General features: G+C 58.9%; 16 protein-coding genes and 1 tRNA gene. 10 read left to right on the top strand and 7 right to left on the bottom strand.

Annotated elements, in window-relative coordinates:
- Window positions 1–483: 483 nt before the first annotated feature.
- From AB4O08_RS05430 to ung, 4 genes are all read right to left on the bottom strand, one after another.
- Window positions 484–2775: an autotransporter outer membrane beta-barrel domain-containing protein gene (locus tag AB4O08_RS05430; protein ID WP_460114743.1), complete on the bottom strand. Its 2292-nt coding sequence runs from the start codon at window positions 2773–2775 to the stop codon at window positions 484–486.
- Window positions 2776–2973: 198 nt separating this feature from the next.
- Complete coding sequence (locus AB4O08_RS05435) at window positions 2974–4935, bottom strand: hypothetical protein (RefSeq protein ID WP_010212238.1); 1962 nt, start codon at window positions 4933–4935, stop codon at window positions 2974–2976.
- A gap of 193 nt (window positions 4936–5128) precedes the next feature.
- Window positions 5129–7150 (bottom strand): hypothetical protein, encoded by a 2022-nt coding sequence (locus AB4O08_RS05440; protein WP_460114744.1) that lies wholly within the window; start codon window positions 7148–7150, stop codon window positions 5129–5131.
- Between the two features lie 212 nt (window positions 7151–7362).
- A complete protein-coding gene (gene ung / locus AB4O08_RS05445; RefSeq protein WP_010212240.1) occupies window positions 7363–8055 on the bottom strand; it encodes a uracil-DNA glycosylase in 693 nt (230 codons plus the stop codon).
- Window positions 8056–8191: 136 nt separating this feature from the next.
- On the opposite strand from ung, the gene AB4O08_RS05450 reads away from it, so the two are divergent.
- Window positions 8192–9304 carry an enoyl-CoA hydratase/isomerase family protein gene (locus AB4O08_RS05450; protein WP_460114745.1) on the top strand — a complete coding sequence of 371 codons (1113 nt, stop codon included), beginning with the start codon at window positions 8192–8194 and terminating at the stop codon, window positions 9302–9304.
- A gap of 52 nt (window positions 9305–9356) precedes the next feature.
- Here AB4O08_RS05450 and AB4O08_RS05455 read toward each other — a convergent pair whose 3' ends face one another.
- The gene (locus tag AB4O08_RS05455) at window positions 9357–9722 is read right to left on the bottom strand and encodes a hypothetical protein (protein WP_010212242.1); all 366 of its coding nucleotides are present in this window, start codon (window positions 9720–9722) and stop codon (window positions 9357–9359) included.
- A gap of 262 nt (window positions 9723–9984) precedes the next feature.
- On the opposite strand from AB4O08_RS05455, the gene AB4O08_RS05460 reads away from it, so the two are divergent.
- From AB4O08_RS05460 to AB4O08_RS05490, 7 genes are all read left to right on the top strand, one after another.
- A complete protein-coding gene (locus tag AB4O08_RS05460; protein WP_010212243.1) occupies window positions 9985–11607 on the top strand; it encodes a methyl-accepting chemotaxis protein in 1623 nt (540 codons plus the stop codon).
- Window positions 11608–11691: 84 nt separating this feature from the next.
- Window positions 11692–11904: a cysteine-rich CWC family protein gene (locus AB4O08_RS05465; protein ID WP_045791214.1), complete on the top strand. Its 213-nt coding sequence runs from the start codon at window positions 11692–11694 to the stop codon at window positions 11902–11904.
- Window positions 11904–12596: a pseudouridine synthase gene (locus tag AB4O08_RS05470; RefSeq protein ID WP_460114746.1), complete on the top strand. Its 693-nt coding sequence runs from the start codon at window positions 11904–11906 to the stop codon at window positions 12594–12596. The genes AB4O08_RS05465 and AB4O08_RS05470 overlap by 1 nt, the downstream gene beginning before the upstream one ends.
- Window positions 12597–12900: 304 nt before the next feature.
- Entirely contained in the window at window positions 12901–13785 is an 885-nt protein-coding gene (locus AB4O08_RS05475) for an alpha/beta fold hydrolase (protein WP_021491042.1), read from the top strand.
- Window positions 13786–13994: 209 nt separating this feature from the next.
- Window positions 13995–14068: transfer RNA gene (locus tag AB4O08_RS05480), tRNA-Gly, on the top strand.
- Between the two features lie 188 nt (window positions 14069–14256).
- Window positions 14257–14781: a DUF3833 domain-containing protein gene (locus AB4O08_RS05485; protein ID WP_198832130.1), complete on the top strand. Its 525-nt coding sequence runs from the start codon at window positions 14257–14259 to the stop codon at window positions 14779–14781.
- Between the two features lie 23 nt (window positions 14782–14804).
- A complete protein-coding gene (locus AB4O08_RS05490; RefSeq protein WP_021491044.1) occupies window positions 14805–15110 on the top strand; it encodes a DUF6482 family protein in 306 nt (101 codons plus the stop codon).
- Window positions 15111–15185: 75 nt separating this feature from the next.
- Here AB4O08_RS05490 and AB4O08_RS05495 read toward each other — a convergent pair whose 3' ends face one another.
- Together AB4O08_RS05495 and AB4O08_RS05500 are read right to left on the bottom strand one after the other, a co-directional pair.
- On the bottom strand, window positions 15186–16370 hold the full coding sequence (locus AB4O08_RS05495; protein WP_460114747.1) for an MFS transporter: 1185 nt from the start codon (window positions 16368–16370) through the stop codon (window positions 15186–15188).
- On the bottom strand, window positions 16367–17530 hold the full coding sequence (locus AB4O08_RS05500) for an MFS transporter (protein ID WP_042570703.1): 1164 nt from the start codon (window positions 17528–17530) through the stop codon (window positions 16367–16369). Before AB4O08_RS05500 ends, AB4O08_RS05495 begins: the two co-directional genes overlap by 4 nt.
- Before the next feature lie 95 nt (window positions 17531–17625).
- On the opposite strand from AB4O08_RS05500, the gene AB4O08_RS05505 reads away from it, so the two are divergent.
- Window positions 17626–18519 carry a LysR family transcriptional regulator gene (locus AB4O08_RS05505; protein ID WP_010212255.1) on the top strand — a complete coding sequence of 298 codons (894 nt, stop codon included), beginning with the start codon at window positions 17626–17628 and terminating at the stop codon, window positions 18517–18519.
- Window positions 18520–18726: 207 nt separating this feature from the next.
- Window positions 18727–19227: a methylated-DNA--[protein]-cysteine S-methyltransferase gene (locus AB4O08_RS05510; protein ID WP_010212257.1), complete on the top strand. Its 501-nt coding sequence runs from the start codon at window positions 18727–18729 to the stop codon at window positions 19225–19227.
- Window positions 19228–19273: the final 46 nt, after the last annotated feature.

A 19273-nucleotide genomic window follows, 5' to 3' on the forward strand; every position in this document is an offset into this window, starting at 1 on the left:
CGACACCACCACTTTTGATGCAATAAAAAAGCCTCTCTACCGTCAGGAAGAGAGGCTCGCTGATTTGTTATTTTCTGGGTACACACTTTTTCAGAGTGTCATCAAAATCTTGTCCAGCCGGGCACTGCATCGGGTATTTTATCCATCGATTGATATTGACGTGGTATATACACCGATAATACCAACCGGGCGATACGCTTTTGAAATAGCCGGCGCTAGTGCAAGCTGGATCCCCCCCCGGGTACTCACTCGAAATCGTCTCGGTAGGGCCGCTGGAACAAGCGGCGAGCAGTACAGCAACACCTGCCGCCAGTAATACCTTGGGGACGGTACGCATAACTTTTTTACTTGTAAGACGCTGCATGGGAATCTCCTGATAAGGAATGCCCATCCAGTTAGCCCCCAAAAAAACAAACCGCCTACTGTCAGATTTGACAGGTTGGCGGTTTGCCCGACGAACGGAGAGTCCTGCACCGGCAACGTTTAGAACGCGTAGCGCAGCCCCACATTCACCCCCAGGGGTTGCTTGATGTTCTTGCCCACGCTCCGCTCCAGGTCCGCATGCATGCTCAGGTTCTGCGACACCGACATCGCTACACCCGCTCCCAGCTTCAAGCGTGAGCCCGACAGGTCGTTGTTGAACGAGTTATCGTTGACGAACAATTTGTTGCTCTGGTCGAACTCATGGGCGACCGCAGCTTTCAAGTAGGGCTGCAGCACGCCGCCGCTGTCGAGTTGGATGTTATTGCCGGCAGTGACGCCCAACTCACCGATCACCGAACTCGAACGGTCCCCCTTGGCTTCCAGGCCGTTGTCCAGTGTGTAACTCTGGGCCTGGGTGATCACCGCCGCCAATTGGCCGTAGGGCTCGACGAAATAGCCGTCATCCAGCGTGATGTGACGACCAAATTCGGCCGAAGCGCCCATGGCATTTTGCGTGTAGTTGCCCTTGCTCTTCTTGCCGTCGCTCATGGCCACGTTGGACTCATTGTGGAGGCGGTTGAACTTGAGCACGCCGTCGAAGTAAAAGCCGCTTTCGCTGTCCAGCCACGTTGCATAGCCGCCCACATAGTAACTGTTGATGGTGGCCTTGCTGCCCAGGTTCAGGTCCAGGTCCGATTGGCTGTGGCCGGCCATTGCACCGATCAGCCACTGCCCATCGCCGGCCTCCAGCGGTGCATCCGCACCCAGGGTGAAACCGCGCTGACTCTGGTTGTAACCCAGACCAGTCTTGTCGTTGGACACTTCATACTTGTTGCCATAGGCACGAGTCCACAAACCCGCGGTCTGGCCGCCGTTGAAACGCAGTTCGCCCATGCGCGTCCGCAGGTTGGTCATTTCCCCCAACAGCACACTCGGCGCCGCATTGAACAACGCCAACACTGAGTTGGTGCTCGGGCTGATGACCTTGCTATCCGGGTCCAGGTACCAATCGTGATTCTGGTTATCCGCCGTCAGGTCGTAAGAATAGGTACCGCGGTCGACCCGACCACCCACCAGGCTGAAATTCGCCACACCGTCGGCGGTGTGCACCATGTGCAGGCGCTCGTTCAACGGGTCGGCCCCCGTGGCCGCGAGCAGCAACTGATGGTGACCGGCAGACGTGCCCGTTACATTCAGGAAGTCGCCGGTCAGCGAGCCGAAATCCGCCTTCATGATGAACGTACCGCCGGTGCCGGACAGGTTGGCCACGTCCAGCTTATAGAAGGCTCCGGACTCGCCGAACTTGACGTTACCGCCATTCATCGACAATGCGTTGAGGGCCTGTTGGCCATCCACCATCACCCAGGTGGCGTCGCTGTTGACCGACAGTTTGTCGACATTGTCCAGGCGCCCGGTCAGTACCGAGCCATTGTTCAGACCCACGTTGGCGCTGCCGCCGCTGTTGACGATGTCGCCGTTCATGAAGGCGACATCCAGGTTCAGGTCCAGAGCGCTGTCTTTGCCCACCTGGATATTGCCGTCGAGCGCACTGTTATTCACGCGCATGTTGGCCGAGCCACCACCGCTCAGTTCCAGCATATTGCCGTTCTTGCCGCTCAAGGATGAACCATTGGTTACATCAATTTCGGCCATGATCGGGCTCAACACTGAGATTGCCGGGCCGCCAAGCCCCTCGACGCGTGAACCGTCCAGGGTCAAGTGAGGAGACTCAATGGCCGTCGAACTCTCACGTGCCATGACGACACCGGTTGTCGCCCCCGTGATTTCACTGTTCCTGGCAATGGCTGCGCCCCCCAACAGCCTCAGACCCTGCTGGCTGCTGCCGGTCACCTTGGAGTCATTCAACTCCAACAGACTATGGGAAGTAACGTTGGCGCCGTAAGTCGCACCGGTAATTTCACTCCTGCTGACTTGAGCGTGAGAGCCGATGGTGGTGCCTGGTTGGTGAGCAACGTTCAAGCCGCCACTGGTGTAGCTGGTCACACTCGCGTCGGTGATCGTGGCGTTCGATTCACTCAGTGCGACAGCTGCCTGGAATCTGTGCGTCGAGGTCACCGTAGCCGACTTAATGGTCAGTGTAGAGCCGTTGGTCGCCTGTATTTCTTGAACGATGGCATTGTCGTGGATGTTGAGGGCCGCATTATTCTGCGCGATATAGGCCAGCGCACCTGACCCGGGATAGACGTCAAGTTGGCCGGTGCCAACATTGCCGTCCACGGTGACAGCCGATAGCGCATGTTCACTCAAAAGATACAGTGGCCCGACAGCCATGAGTTTTATAGTTGTGAATAAACGCGAATAACGAAAATGATGGGGATTAATAGATTTCATGCTTTGTAGCCTCAGAAGTAAATACCAGTTCGAACCCGGAACCCGTATCGAATAGGTCTCCGTTTTCCACGGCGCTGAGACTAAAGAGCTGAATCCCCCGAACACGTAGGACTTTTCTTAATATCCCCTGCTTAACGGCTATAGGTTGTTGCAGTAAAAGGCCCCACCGCCTCACAAAGGCGAGTGGGGCCAAGGCAATCAGAGTGTCCCGCTACGGCGTGTTGCGCCTGGCACACAGGTAGGAGGTGTGCCAGAAGCAACCAGGTCCCAAAGCGCCCTGACCTCCATGGAATTCCCACGATCCCCTGTGGACGGCCGGAAGAGTGTCCAACGCACACCGACATAGCCCCGACCTGAGGTACCCGTATAGTCCCTGAACCAGGCGCTCAAATCCAAAGGCACGATCAAGCCCAGGTTTACATGGCTACTGTCGATATCGAAATCAGCACTTATCACCGGGGACCCGATAGGTGCGCCGAGAGGCGTTCCAGCGGGGACATAGGCGTATCGGTAGGCCTCGATCTTGACCTTATCCCCCACTTGGAGTATCGCCGGGTCCAGGACTTTGATTGGAACACCCAGCCATGGACTCCGTGAACAATTGATGAAGTAACCGGCATGTGGGTGAGATGGCAAGACTGCTGCGTTGTTGAAACTAGGATCGGCCAACCCCGCCAGATTGAAAATTTCAACCACCACATTTTGAGTCGGGGTGTGTTTGTAGTTGATCGCATCGCGGATCTTGCAATAAATCGGGAGGGCAGAGCTATTGCCAAACGATTCGATGAGCGTCCAGTCAACGGTAAAAGGTACCTGAAAACCTGCTGGCTCCGAGCCTGTGGCGGCATAGGTGGACGCGACATCTCCATTGGGGCCATAGATCAGGTCGATGAAGTCGCCCGTTGTCAATCCCGCAGGCAACGCTAGAGTAGCCGTTGCATCAAAGCCACGATCCTTTTCAGAGATACGGTTGTCTGGACGCGGCAGAGGCCCGCCGCCCAACAGTACGGGCATGGCGAGCGTCGGATCCACAGGACCTGGGCCGGGGTTTTGGCTGTCACCTGGCTCACGCAGGTCGACATCCACTTGAACGACGACTGACGGGAAGGTGGGGCTGTCAGCGCGATCCACAAAAAGCTGAATATCAGCAGTGTAAAAACTACCACCCGTCGCAATGGCAGCATAACGGGCGGGAATATCAATCGGCCCACTGATCGAGCCGATGGATTGGTTGTAGATCTCTACCGTTCCCCACGTCACTCTCAGGAAATCCGTGGGCAAGTGGCCTGTAATGCTTTCCAGCCGTACTGTTGCACCATTGCGGGCTTCTTCTTTGTCGACCAGCGGCGCCTCCAAAACTCTGATAGCGCCGAACACCGGCGGATTGTTGAGCCTTACGCGCACATAGGCCGGATCAGAGAGGTTCGTCTGGTTTCCTGAACGATCAATTAGCCGGTAGGTATTCTCGATTGTACCGGCTCTTTCCAGGATCACTGCAGTGGGGATGATCGCCGTAATGGCGCCAGTCAAGGGGACGTCACCTTCAATGTGCGTCGTGGAGGTGCCCACATGAATACTGTACTTGTCCCCGCCCCGCCGCTCTGCAGGCTCGGGAATGGTGCATTCCAGACCCAGCTTACCCTCTAGGTATGTGGGGGTGAGTTCCGCGCCATAGTTTTCAAATTCAAGCGGGGCAGGCTGTTTATTACCATTAGGATCCCGTGCATCCACATACACTCGCCTGACGTTGTAGTTGATGACGTTTTCGCTTGCGTTAACCACAACGACTCTGATGTCCTTGAGCCCATTTTCTTTAAGCGCATCTCGAGGCCCCAAGTTGATAACCACAGGATCAGGTAGATTGACGCTGGTTTCAAAGCTCGTGATGAATTCAGGCCGGTCATTAACCAATACGGTGAGCGGCTCGAACGCATTGAAAAGCCCGCGCTCCCAAGGCCGTATTTGCAGCACCAAACCCGTCTGTTGCAGCGCCCGCGGCACTACATCACGGTGCGTATCACCCACGATAGCCTGTAACAGACCCTCGATAATTGGCGGCGGCGAAAAAGAAGGGTTCTCGATGGGGTCCTCCCAGTCCTCCAAAGGCCCTAGCTCTTGAACGCTGCTTTTGTTGATGGGTTTCTGTGTATTACTGGACATAACTCTAACTCCTGATAAGGATAGGTATCTGTCCGGGTATACAAGGCATGCTTGACCACACACCCGGCTGTCATTACTCAAGGAAACAACTGACGTTCAACTGGTATGGCTTCACAAACCTGATGATGTCTCGTTCATTGAATAGACTTTGAGAAGGTTGCATAACTGTCAAATCTGACAGTTATGCAACGTTTTAATCATCCGAAAGACAAGGCGGCTGGCCAGCCAGGCGAGTCAACTTGATGTACACCAACTTGCGACCGGAATAGCCCATGCCTGCGCCAAAGGGCCTGATGACCTGGTAGCGTGCGACAGCCGAGCCATGGCGAGGCTCAGTCTGGCCCGGCGCAGGCTCTACCAGACCGGGTGCCTTGATGTACGGAACGAACGGCACCTGAAAGGTATATCCGTCACGGTGTTCATTCCCGGTCAGCGTATGCTTAAAGGTCTGGATGGTTTCAGGGATGACCGCACCGGAAAAGCCGGCGGGATGCGCATAACTGGCCCAGTGTAATTTCAGCTCATCGCCTGGGGCCAACCGGCTCTCATCCCCAGGAATCTTGACGCCCACGCCGTTAACCCACGGCCGCAAAGAGCAACTGATAAACCCGGAATCCGGGCCTGTGTCGTAGGTCACCCCGACATACTCGAGGTCTTTCAACCCCACAATCGGGATGATGTTGATTAATACCGGCGTATCCCGTGCTCGCTGCCTGTTAACGCCGTTGAAGGTCCAATAAAAGAACGGAACCAGCCCGCCCGCCAGAATCTCGATGAAGGCCCAGTCGACAAACCATTCGACTTCCTTCCCGGCCGTGTCCCCCAGTTTCACTTCATACGTCGCAATCGGTCCTGGATGGGTGCCCGCCATCAACTCCAGCAATTCACCTGGTTTCGGATTGTTGTATAGAGGGGCCACCACACGTACGCGCAGCCCTTCATCATTCACGCTCAACTGGTTGTCACCATCTTTACCTTTGACGGTCACCACCGGCAGCAAGTGGTTAGTCGGTTTCGGACTCTCAGGGCCCACATCCCCTGCCACGGTCAGGTTAACCGGAACAAACCGGGTGGCCGAAGGCCTCGCGGGCGCAGTCCCCCGCTGCCAGTTGTATTCTGCTCGGATCACCCCTGGTGTGTACTCATAACCGCCACTGGCCAACACTGAATACGGAATGCGGACGGTGATAGGCCACGCCTGAATCTCGGTAATCTGGATAGAAGCCAGGGGTATACGGTCCCAGGAAGGATGCAAAAAATCCCCCGGCGCGGCGCCGTATACTTCGAGGATTTGCATGTACACGCCATCCGGTTTTTGGCGGGCGTCATCGAGGTTTATCAGGCCGTCCGCCAATTGAGGTATCTGAACAGGACGCAGCTCGACGGGCGTCGGCGTCAAATTGATCAATAGAGGGGAAGTAAGGGAAGGGCCAGACTCGCGGCCCGAGCGGTCGCGCAGATAATAGAGGCCGTTGTACTCGGCATTTTTCAACCCGCGCAGATAGTCGCCGGGAAAATGTAATTCAACAGGTCGAGTCCCGTTTTTGTGCTCTTGTGTGATCTCTGTCGTGGCAACAATGTCCAGACGGCGGCTACGTTTGCGCGCAGGTTTGTGGAAGGGCAATAGGGTCAGATAACCCTCGACAACATCACCTAAACGGGCGTCCAACCACAGAGGAGCGATAGTGCCGACCACCTGATTTCCATTGGCTGGATCATCCAGGTATGCGTCGGTGACGCCTTCGGCATCGATCTGCGCAGAAAACCGCAACCGCGGTCCGCGCTGCCCCTGGTTCGGGCCGACCCTGTCGCTGTCCAACAGGGTTATGAATGAGGCAACGCCAGGGTTGCCGCTGCTTTCTCTCAAGACCACTTCGTATTTCAGACGATGCAGCCCGCCGACATCCATAAGATACGAAGGCACCACGGCATCGACATCAGGCAGGTCGGATTCGTCATAGGGCGCCTCCAGCTTTTTGGTCTCAAACAGAGCGTCATCCCAATACCACTTGAATACCGTTATATCGCCCGGATCGAGACTATCACTGCCGGGCGGAAGTTCAGGCACCTCAACGCGCAGTCCCGTGCTTTGAAACGACACAGGTATTTTCCGGCCGTCATCGTCAGGCATCAAATCCAGTGAGTCAGGCGCCAACGGTGCGTGCAACTCCAGAATGCCGGCGTTTGTCACTCCAATGGGTTCAGGTTTTGGCATGTCTACTCTCCTCGGCAAGCCTCAGTGAGGGTTATTGGCCATCGGTTACAGAGACCAGAGAGAGGAGTTAATGCGATTGAAGCCGAAACGGATACTGTCAGAACTAACAGGTACGGTCGGGCCGAAAGTGCTTGGCTTGCGTGGAACGCACGACCAAAGCACTGTCAAACAATGACTTGCGAGAGCGGAGGAAACTTGCCCCCGCACAACCATCAGACAGGCGGCAACCGCCACTCAATCGGCGTCTCGCCATTCTGCTCAAGAAACTTGTTGGTGCGACTGAAATGCCCGCAACCCAAAAACCCGCGATACGCCGACAGTGGCGACGGGTGCACCGAGGTCAGCACCAGGTGCTTGGTGGCATCGATCAGCTTCTGCTTGCCTTGGGCATGAGCGCCCCAGAGCAAAAACACCAGATGCGGCTGATGTTCGCTGACCACCTCGATAATCCGATCGGTAAAGAACTGCCAGCCCTTGCCCGCATGGGCGTTGGCGTTGGCGCGCTCGACGGTCATGGTGGTGTTGAGCATCAGCACGCCCTGGTCGGCCCAGCTTTGCAGGTAGCCGTGATTGGGGATGTCGATGTTCAGGTCGCGCTTGAGCTCTTTATAGATATTGACCAGTGACGGCGGCGCCGGCACACCCGGTTGCACCGAGAAGCACAGGCCGTGGGCCTGGCCGGGGCCGTGGTACGGGTCCTGGCCGAGGATCACGACTTTGACCTTATCCAACGGCGTGGAATTGAGCGCGTTGAAAATCAGCGGGCCGGGCGGGTAGATCTCTTTGCCGGCGGCATGTTCCTGGCGCAGGAACTCGCGCAGCTGGGCCATGTACGGCTGCTCGAACTGATCCCGCAGGGCGTGTTTCCAGCTGGGTTCGAGTTTGATACGGTCGTCTTCGGTCATGGTTGAATGGTCTTGTCAAAAAGAATGAGGCGAACCCTAGGAAAGCCGACCCCGCTTGTCAATTGATCTGACACACCACCGACACTTTCCTACGAAGCGATCATACTCATCCTTCAACGTATCGATTGAGGTCACGATGAACCTGCACTTCGAAGAACTGACCGGCAGCGACGGTGCCCGCATCGGTATCGCCAGCCTCGATGCTGAAACGTCCCTCAATGCGCTCTCCTTGCCGATGATCCTCGCCCTGGGCGAACGCCTGGACACTTGGGCCAAGGATCCGAACATTGTCTGCGTGCTGCTGCGCGGCAACGGCCCCAAGGCATTTTGCGCCGGTGGTGAAGTGCGCAGCCTGGTTCAGGCTTGCAGGGAACAGCCAGGCGCTGTCCCGGCCCTGGCTGCGCAGTTCTTTGCGGCGGAATACCGCCTTGATTATCGCCTGCACACCTACCCGAAACCGCTGATTTGCTGGGGCCATGGCTACGTACTGGGGGGTGGGATGGGCCTGCTGCAAAGTGCGGCGGTGCGCATCGTCACGCCGAGCAGTCGGTTGGCCATGCCAGAGATCAGCATCGGGCTGTACCCGGACGTCGGCGCCAGTTGGTTCCTGTCGCGCCTGCCAGGCAAGCTCGGGTTGTTCCTGGGCCTCACGGGTGCCCATATCAACGGGCGTGACGCGCTGGACCTGGGACTGGCCGACCGCTTCTTGCGCGACGACCAGCAAGACGAACTGCTCGACGGCCTGCTGCAACTGAACTGGCAGGAGCAGACTTCAATGCAGCTCAACAGCCTGCTCAAGGCGCTGGCCCAGGAAGCCGTCGAGCAACAACCGCAGGCACAATGGCTGCCACGCCGGGCACAGATCGACGAATGGCTGGACGTAGGCGATGTGCGCTGTGCCTGGCGGGCCTTGAGCCAACTGCGCGAACATGCTGACCCGCTGTTCAGCCGGGCCGGCAAGACGCTCAGCGAAGGCTGCCCGTTGACCGCGCACCTGGTGTGGGAACAGATCCAGCGCGGCCGGCATTTGTCCCTGGCCCAAGTGTTCCAGATGGAATACTCCATAAGCCTCAATTGCTGCCGTCACCCGGAATTCAGCGAAGGCGTGCGTGCGCGGTTGATCGACAAGGACCAGACGCCCCATTGGCACTGGCCGGATATCAACGCGATTCCGGATGCGGTGGTGCAGGCGCATTTCAATAAGGCCTGGGAAGGTCGCCACCCCCTGGCCGACCTGTCCGATTACTAGCAGTTGCCCATAAAAAAGCGGCGCTTCGTGCGCCGCTTGCAAGGCAGACGTGTCAACGGTGACCGCCGCGACCACCTCCATGGTCGGAACCGCGGCCGTGCCCGCCATTCCCCCAACGGTTACCGCCGCCCCAGCCTTGGTTCGGGTAAGGCCGGTAACCGGCGCGCGGTCCGTAATAACGCGGGGCCGGCTGGTAATAACGCGGCGCTGAGTAGTAGCGCGGTTGTGGCGCGTAATAGCGCGGTGCAGGGTAGTAGTCACGCCGATACGGGTACGCCGTACCACCACCGTAGTAATACACCGGCGCCGGTGATGTGTAGACCTCGGACCGATAGTAGCTCTGGCCTCCATCGTAATAAGGCACACAAGCGGAAAGGGTCAGACCGAGTAAAGCGCTGAGCAGCAGTCGTCGATACATGGCGGCCTCCTGGACCGCGGAAGAGCGCCTCCAGCGACGCGGGAGGGCGGCATTCAGCTTTCACTGAATGACGAGACATCTGACATCAAAAACGGAATCTGGTGCGTTTTCGCAACAGCTTGATACATCTGCGCCAGCTTTATCGGTTCAGTAAATTTGTCTGGCTCGCAACTTTCTCAATTGCGATGATGTCACTATGACATCGCACAAAGCCAGGGAGGCTCTAGCGTGCGCCCTTCGCTACCCTGTTCGGACCTGACCCATGAAGATTTCAACCAAACTGCTGCTCTCGTTTCTACTGTGTGCGCTGGTCACCCTAGCGGTAGGCCTGCTGGGAATCAAAGGGGTGGTTCGCCTCTCCACGGCATTGGAACTGACGTTTTCCAACAACCTGGTTTCGGTGAGCAACACGGCCGCCACCCTCAACGGCCTGGTGGCCCACAACCGCGGCCTGTACCGCTTGATGGATGCCAGCAAGGGTGACGTCTCCCCGCAGGATCGCGACCGCGTGCGCCAGGATATAGCCCAGGAACTCAAGCGCAGTCAGGCGTCCTACGCCACCTACCGCGCAACCCCGCTGGAAGATGACGAACGGGCGGCGGGCGACAAACTCGACCAGATCTGGCCCACCTACATCAGCAGTTCCGAACGCATCATGGCACTGCTCGATGGCGGCCAAGTCGACCAGGCCCGTGCCCAGCTCAACACCAGCAACAATGAACTGTTCCGCCAGGCGCGTGAGCTGATCCGCGTGATGATCGAGTCCAATAACCGCCAGATCAAGGAAGGCGCGGTCGCCGCCGATGAGCTGCGCAACAGCGCGTTGACGTGGATGATCAGCGGCATTGTGCTGGCCTTCCTCATTGCGATCATCATCGGTGTGTTGATCACCCGCCTGATCACCCGTCCCATCGCTCAAGCCGTGCAGAGCGCACAACGCATTGCCCAGGGCGACCTGACCCAGGCCATCATCACCGAGCGCACCGACGAAGCCGGGCAACTGCTGATGGCGCTGTCGGACATGCAAGGCGGCCTGAAAAGCACCCTCGTGGAAATCGCCAACGCGTCCGACCAACTTGCATCGGCGGCTGAGGAACTGAGTGCGGTCACTGATGAAAGCAGCCGCGGCCTGACCCGCCAGAACGATGAAATCCAACAAGCAGCCACCGCCGTCAACCAGATGACCGCCGCCGTGGACGAAGTGGCCAGCAACGCCGTCTCCACCTCCGAAGCCTCGCGCCAGGCCACCACCGAGGCCGAAGATGGCCGCCAGCAAGTGGAGCAGGCAGTGTCCGGCATGAGTTCGATGGTGGTCGAGATCAACGACTCCACACAATCGGTTGCAGACCTCGCCGGCCAAGTGCGAGAAATCGGCAAGGTCATCGATGTGATCCGCGGCATCGCCGACCAGACCAACCTGCTGGCCCTCAACGCGGCCATTGAAGCCGCCCGCGCGGGTGAGCAAGGACGTGGTTTCGCGGTGGTCGCCGATGAAGTGCGGGCGCTGGCCCACCGCACCCAGATATCCACGGTCGATATCGAAAAGATGATTGGTGATGTGCAGACCGGCGCCGACGATGCAGTCGCGGCAATGAACAAGAGCCTGACGTGGGCCAACAACACCCAGACCCTGGCGCAGAACGCCGGCGAAGCGCTGCAACGAATCACCGCCAGTGTGGCGAAGATCAATGAGCGTAACCTGGTGATCGCCTCGGCCTCGGAGGAGCAGGCCCAGGTGGCCCGCGAAGTGGACCGCAACTTGCTGAACATCCAGGACTTGTCCACTCAGACCGCGGCCGGTGCCCATCAGACCAACGCGTCCAGCCAGGACCTGTCGCGCCTGGCCACTTCGTTCAACGTACTGGTCAGCAAGTTCCAGCTCTAAGTAGCCTGGGCAGGGGCGGCCCTGTATCGTACAAGGCATACCGGGATTCTCCGGAACCTTGCCCGATCCAGCCTGAACCTGCCCATGACCACGCCAACCCTTTGCCCCGCCTGCGGCGCCCGCAACGACTGCTCCCTGGCTGACCCACGTACGGTCGACCAGCCGTGCTGGTGCTACAGCGTCACCATCGACCCGGCAGTCCTCCGGGCCTTGCCCGACGAATTGCGCAACAAGGCTTGCCTGTGCCCGCGTTGCGCCCAGGTCGATGAACAATTGCGTGGCGTTGAGCCGACGTAATGCGGGTCGATCGTTTCCTCAGTAACCTGCCGCGTTTCAATCGCAAGCAAGTGCGCCTGCTGCTGGTTGAGCAGCGGGTGTCGGTCGATGGCGTGGCGGTCAGCGATCCCCATCATGAGGTGCGCGCATTCAGCCGCGTATGCGTTGACGATGAGGTGCTGCAGGCGGGCAAACCGGCACGCTATTTCATGCTGCACAAGCCCCAGGGTTGCGTGAGCGCCACGGCGGATCCGCAACACCCGACGGTGCTGGATTTACTCGATGAGCCGGACAAAGATGAATTGCACATTGCCGGTCGCCTGGACTTCAACACCACCGGTCTGATGCTGATCACCAACGACGGCCAATGGTCGCGTCGCCTGACGCAGCCGCAGACCAAACTGCCCAAGGTCTACCTTGTGGAGACCGAGCAGGACATCGGGTCGGACTACGCCGCAACGTTTGCCCGCGGCCTGTATTTCGCCTTCGAAGATTTGACTACCCAACCCGCCGCACTGGTGTTGCTGGGACCGAGAACTGCGCGGCTGAGCATCATCGAAGGGCGCTATCACCAGGTGAAGCGCATGTTCGGGCACTTTGATAACAAGGTCGTCGGCCTGCATCGCGAGCGCATGGGGCCCTTGGTGCTGGATGCCGCCCTTGCACCGGGTGAGTATCGAGCACTTACCGACGACGAAATCCGAATGGTCTGATGACCGTTCAGCCGGTGATGGCAAAAAACCGCTTCACCGCCTTGCGAGGTGCCCGCTCTGCTGCTTGAATCAGGATCACCAGTTCAAATATGACTGGAGAGTCGCCTATAACCTCCAAGAAACACCTTGCCCCGCCCGCGCTTGATCCACGGGCCTTCCCGGCAAACAGCCCGCCCTAACAACACCCGTCGGCCAGCCGTCATTGGATCGACATGGGCCTCCTTTTCCAGGCGTATGCCTACCTGTCACAAAGCTCGTGCAGAGTGATCTGCGCGCCCTACCCGCTTGCCAGGAGTCTTACGACATGAGGCCAGAAATCGCTGTGTTGGATATACAGGGTCAGTATCGGGTTTACACGGAGTTCTATCGCGCGGACGCTGCTGAAAAGACCATCATCCTGGTCAACGGCTCCATGGCCACCACGGCATCCTTCGCCCAAACCGTGAAAAGCCTGTACCCGCAATTCAATGTGGTTTTGTACGACCAGCCCTACGCTGGCCGCTCCAAAATCCACAACCGTCATGAGCAGATGCTGACCAAGGAAATCGAAGGCCAGATCTTGCTTGAGCTCATCGACCACTTCGCCGCCGAACACGTACTGTCCTTTTCCTGGGGCGGTGCCGCTGCCCTGGTCGCCCTTGCCCACCGCCCTCGTCGCGTGGAAAAGGCGGTGATCAGCTCATTCTCGCCGGTGATCAACGCACCGATGCGCGACTACCTGGAACGCGGCGTCGACTACCTCGGCAACCTCGACCGCGACCGCGTCGGCCATTTGGTCAACAGCACCATCGGCAAACACCTGCCGTCATTGTTCAAGCGTTTCAACTACCGGCACGTGAGCAGTCTGGCCGAACATGAATATGGGCAGATGCACTTTCACATCAGCCATGTGCTGAACAGTGATCGCCTGTGCTACCTCAAGGCGGCCAGGCAGATCGACATTCCGGTGTTGTTTCTGAATGGTGAATGGGACGAATACACCAGCGCCCAGGACGCCAAGCTGTTTGGCCAGCACGTGGCGAACAGCAGCTTCAGCACCATTCAGGCGACGGGGCATTTCCTGGATATGGAGCACAAGGCGGCGTGCCGAGATAGTCGGGACGCAGTCGTGGGCTTCTTGAAACCGGAGCGGCAGGTCAGCCGGTTGCGCTATCAACAGGGCCAGACACAGCATGCCTTCGCACTCTGAAATACGCTCCCTTGCAGGAGCGAACTTGCTCGCGAAGAACGTCAAGGATAACGCTCGCTTCCTGGAGGAACGCGGCGCGCTTGAGTCTTTCGCGAGCAAGCTCGCTCCTACACTGGGTCAGTCCGCCTGTGTGACACCTGTAACCCACACATTTTTGAAGAAAAACTTCAAATCCCGGCGAACATCTGGTACAAAGTCAGCCGCTCTGAGCGGGTATAGTTTAATGGTAGAACAGTAGCTTCCCAAGCTTCCGACGAGGGTTCGATTCCCTCTACCCGCTCCACTCAAATTCGCGTTCCACGTCAGGTTGTTTTTGACGGGGGATGCCTAAAGAAACCGGTCCTTTGAGACCGGTTTTTTTGTGGCTGCGATTTACGGTAGCAGTCATGCCTGTCGGACATACCTGTACAAATTAATATTTTTGTACAACTATCACTGCAACGCGCCGAGGCACGATCAAGGAGCCAAGCAATGACACGTCTATTGGTTTCATTGTTGCTGATGTTGAGCTTGAGCAGTTGCGCCAACGTAGGCGTCGAGCACTACGCTGACCAGCAACCGCAATTGGACCTGGCGCGGTTCTTCAGCAAGCCCGTCAAGGCCTGGGGGATTTTCCAGAAGCGCTCGGGCGAGGTGGCCAAGCGTTTTGAAGTAGATATAGCCAGCCGGCGCGAAGGTAACGCCTTGATTCTCGACGAACGCTTCCTGTACAGCGACGGCACGCGTCAGCGGCGGGTGTGGACGCTGACACCCGACGGTCCGGGGCGTTGGCGCGGTCGGGCGGGTGATGTGGTCGGCGAGGCCATCGGCGAGGTCGCGGGGAACGCGCTGCGTTGGCGCTACCGACTCAACCTGCCGGTAGACGGTTCTGTCTACGAGGTGAGCTTTGATGACTGGATGTACCTGATGGACGAAGACACCCTGATCAATCGCTCCAGCATGACCAAGTTCGGCGTCGAATGGGGCCAGGTCACGTTGTTCTTTCGTCGCCAGTGAATGACCTGCAACGGAGGTGAATCATGCATCTGCAGAAACTGACTGAATGGGCGGTAAACGGAAAAGTTCGCGAGCTGCAGTTGCAGTCGCTGGAGGGTGGCTTCTATATCGCGCGTGTCAGGCTGGATGATGTCGAAATGACGTTGCTGGGCGATGATAACCAGCCGCTGCGCATCCGCTCCACCACGCACCTGCGCGACTTGTTGCAACGGGTTCCGCCGTTTCCCTGTGTGCTGGTGCAACAGTGCGTGCACGATGAAATGTGCGGAGTTCGGGAAGGCCCCATTGGCGCATTGCGGATTCCGTTTACGCTGGATGCGTCCTTTTAAGGCGGTGCAGGTATTGAGGTCGTTCCTATCCTCCAGGTTCGAATGGATCGATTTCGCACTGTGTAATCGCGAGCGTCAATCCGGCTCAGCCATCCCTCGCTGCCCCCCCCACGCCAACGGCAACGTCACCAACAACACCCCCGCCAGCACCATCACCGCCACCGGCACGCCCAACGCATCCCCCACGCCACCAAACACCACGGGCGCCAACGCTCCGCCACCAATCGTGCCGGTGTAGAACACGGCAAATGCCTGCTCGCGCTTCTCGGCTCCGGCCAGGTCCGGCACAGCCCCGTAAAGCACTGAAGACGTGCCATTGAGCACCAGCCCCAACAGCGGTAACATCACCATCAGCGCAGTCAGCGGCAAATACACCGCAGCGACGATCAGCAAGGCCGTGCTGCTCTCCGTCAGCCATACGGTCCTCATCATGCCGATGCACGCCCCCAGGTAGCCGCAGAATAATTTGCCGAACGCGCCGCCGATAAACAGCAGGGTCAAGGCCAGGCCAATACCAGCAGTGCCGGCGCCCTTGGCGGCCAGCAGAAACGGCAGGAAGGTGAGAAACCCCATGCGCACGGCGCTGTCGAGGGTGCCGGTGAGGATCAGCGCGCGCAGGCCCGTGGTGGAGCCGGTTCCGATGGGCGACTTGGTTTTTTGGGGCGCGGCCGAGGGGCGCGACTGGCTGGGAATCAACCACCACAACAGGCCCGCCGCAGCCAACCCCAGCCATCCCAGGAACGTGGCACTGGCGCGCCAACCGATGACCGTGAGCAACAGACCGACCAGCCCGGGAACCAGGGTTTTGCCGATATCGCCGGAAAAATTGTACTGGGACAGTGCCTGCTTGATTCCACCACCATCCTCGTAGGCATCGCTGATCATCGAAGAAGCCAGCGGGTGTTGAGTGCTGGCGCCCAAGCCACCTAACATCAGTGCCATTAACAGCATCGTCAGCCCGGTCGCTTGGCCTGCCAACACGTACGCCGCACCGGCGAGCGCGGTGCCGCCCACCAGCATCGGCACACGTCCCCAGCGTTTCGCAGCACGGCTGGCCATGAGCTGGAACACCGCCATCATCCCGGAATAGGCACCGCGTAAAAGTCCGATCTGAGCGTAGGACAACGCAAACTGCGCCTGCCAGATCGGCAGCAGCACGTAGATGACATCGGTCAGACCATCATGCACGGCATGGGCGCTGCAGCCGGCGATCAGCGTGCGGCGGCGTGTGGAAACAGGCATGGCGACGGCGTGATTCATGGTGTCGGGATCAGTTCAGGTTTAACGGGCTTCCAGCCGGTCAGGGCGATCAGCAAGGTCAGTATCTGGAAGGCAATAATCAGCGTCACGCACCCGGCCCAGCCCCAACGCTCCCAGATCAACGCCGGGACAATCGCACCACAACTGCCGCCCAGGTAGTAACACGTGAGGTACATGCCCACGGCGCCGGCTTTGTTGTCGCCGGCGGTAGCGGCGGTGAAGGCGTTGGCCGCCGCCTGGGCGAGAAACACCCCGGTAGAACTGAGGGCCAGGCCCACCACGATGCACCACAACGAGGGCACCAGCGTCAGCGCTGAACCGCTGATGCCCAGCCCGGCAGCGACGCTGAGCAGTTCAGCGTGAGGCCGGGACTTGCTGAGGCGGCCGGCGACGGGGATCACGATCAGTGCCAGCAGAAACACCGTATATAGCGTCCCCAACGCTGCAGGCCCCAGGCCGAAAGGCGGTAATCCGAGGTACAAACCTGCGTAGGTAAACGCCGCCACTTGGGAAAACAACACGCAAAAACCTACAGCGTAGGCCGCCAACAACGGCTTACGAAAAACCGCCGAGAAAGCGGTTTCCCCCCTCAACGGTCGCCCATGGCTGGCAGGCAACAGGAACTGGATAAACCCGCCCACCGTCAAACTCAGCACCGCCAGCAGTTCAAACGCTTCGCGCCAGCCTGCGTATTCGGTCATCACCCCCGTGACAAAGCGTCCGGCAAACCCACCCAACACGGTGCCCGCCACGTACAGGCTGGTGACTTCGGTCACCGTGCCACCTCTCCAGCGGTCGCCGATATACGCCACGCTGGTGGCAAACACCACCGGGATCAGCATCCCTTCGACAAACCGCCACACCAGCACCTCGGCAAAGCTGTCGGCATAGGCTGTCATCAGCGCCGGCACCGCCAGCAGCAAGGCCGCCACGCTGATCACCGTGCGCTGCTCGAAGCGTCCGGTCAGCCGGCTGACAAACGGCGCGGTGATCGCCACGGCCAGCGTCGTCACGGTGATGCTCCACCCCGCCATCTTGGCGCTGATGTGAAACTGCGTGGCAAAGGTCTGCAGAATGCTCTGGGTGGCATACAGGTTGAGAAATGCCGCGCAGCCACACAGGAACAGGGCAAGGCGGGCACAATGCAGGCGCGGTTTCATGAAACCTCTCGTTTTATTTTGTGAGGTCTTTATAGAATGGCCGGCAGGTCTGAAACCAATACCGATTTCGGACCGATCAATACCCAAGGACCAGGATGCTCGACCTACGCAAGCTGCGTTACTTTCTGACGGTCGCCGAAGAGTTGCACTTCGGCCGCGCCGCCATTCGCCTGCACCTGGCGCAGCCGCCGCTGACACGGCAGATATCGGCGCTGGAGACCGAGTTGGGCTTCAAGCTATTCGATCGCACCAGCCGTACGGTCAGCCTTACCGCGCAAGGCCGGTCGTTCCTGCCCTACGCCCGCGGCGTGCTGGAGCAGGTGGAATTGGCGCAAGTGATCGCGGGCAAACTGGCGGCGGGCACCGCAGGGCAGCTGGCGTTGGGTTATGTGAGTTCGATTGCCCTGTCGGACTTGTTCAGCCAGGCGATCCAGGCGTTTGCCCAGCGCTTTCCCGATGTGCAGTTGACCCTGGTGGAATGCGCCTCCGGCAGCCTGGGCGCGCAAGTGGCGGATGGGCGGCTGGATCTCGGTTTGAGTCGCTTGTTGCCGCAAGACGAAGCGGTGCAAGCGCTGTCGCTGGGCGAAGAACGGTTGGTGGCCGCCGTGTCCAGTGAAAGCCCGTTGGCGCGCCAGCCAAGCGTCAACCTGGCACAGCTCAGTGCCTACCCGTTGATTCTGTTTCCTGCAGATTATGGATCGGGGCTCAACCAGTCCATCGAACAGCTTTATCGGCATCACGGCCAGCCTTTACGCCTTGGACCGACCGGGCGGCAGATCACGTCGATCATTGCGCTGGTGGCTGCCGGACAAGGTGTGGCGTTGGTGCCGGAATGTACCCAGAGCCTGATGAATAAGGGCGTGACGTACAGGCCGTTGGTGGAAGTGGACGCCTGTGCCCAGTTGTTGGTGTTGACCCGGACTGCAACAAAAAGTGTGCTGGTTGATGCGTTCCTCGCCGTCATTGCGCAGCCCCTGCACATGCGGTAACTCGATCGCAACACCTCTCCCGGACGCCATTCCTATGCGCTCACACATGCCAACTACCGCCGCCCCAAAAAGACCGGTCATCGACCCTTATCCAGCGTTCTCGGAATGGCTCGACTGGCGGCGCTGAATTTGACCGCAAGAAACGTAGTTTGCCCATAGGGCCGCCGGTCTAGACTCCCCCTACACCCACCTTCAGGAGCCCTGATCATGGCCTACGAATACAAGCTCATGCCCTCCCCTGTGGGCCAGCTCACCCTGGTGGCGCGCAACGATAAACTCGGCGCCATCCTGTGGGCTACCGAGCGCGCCAACCGTGTGCGTCTGGGCGACTTGTACGAAGCGCCTGAAAGCCCGGTGCTGTTGGAAACCGAATGCCAGTTGCAGGAATACTTCGCGGGTACCCGCACACACTTCGAGCTGGAACTGGACTTCGCCGGCACCGACTTCCAGAAACAGGTCTGGCAGGCGTTGCTGACCATTCCCTTCGGCGAAACCCGCAGCTACAGCCAGATCGCCCAGCAGATCGGCAACCCCAAAGCCGTACGCGCAGTGGGGGCGGCCAATGGGCGTAACCCCATCTCGATCATTGCGCCGTGCCATCGGGTCATTGGCGCATCGGGCGGGTTGACCGGCTTTGCGGGCGGGTTGGAAGCCAAGCAGTATTTACTGACGCTGGAAGGGACAGGCCAGGCCGAACTGGTGTTCTAAAAACGCGGATCAAATGTAAAAAGAAATTTCAAAGCCACCGTGCGGT

This window comes from Pseudomonas sp. H3_E07 (genome assembly GCF_054668895.1).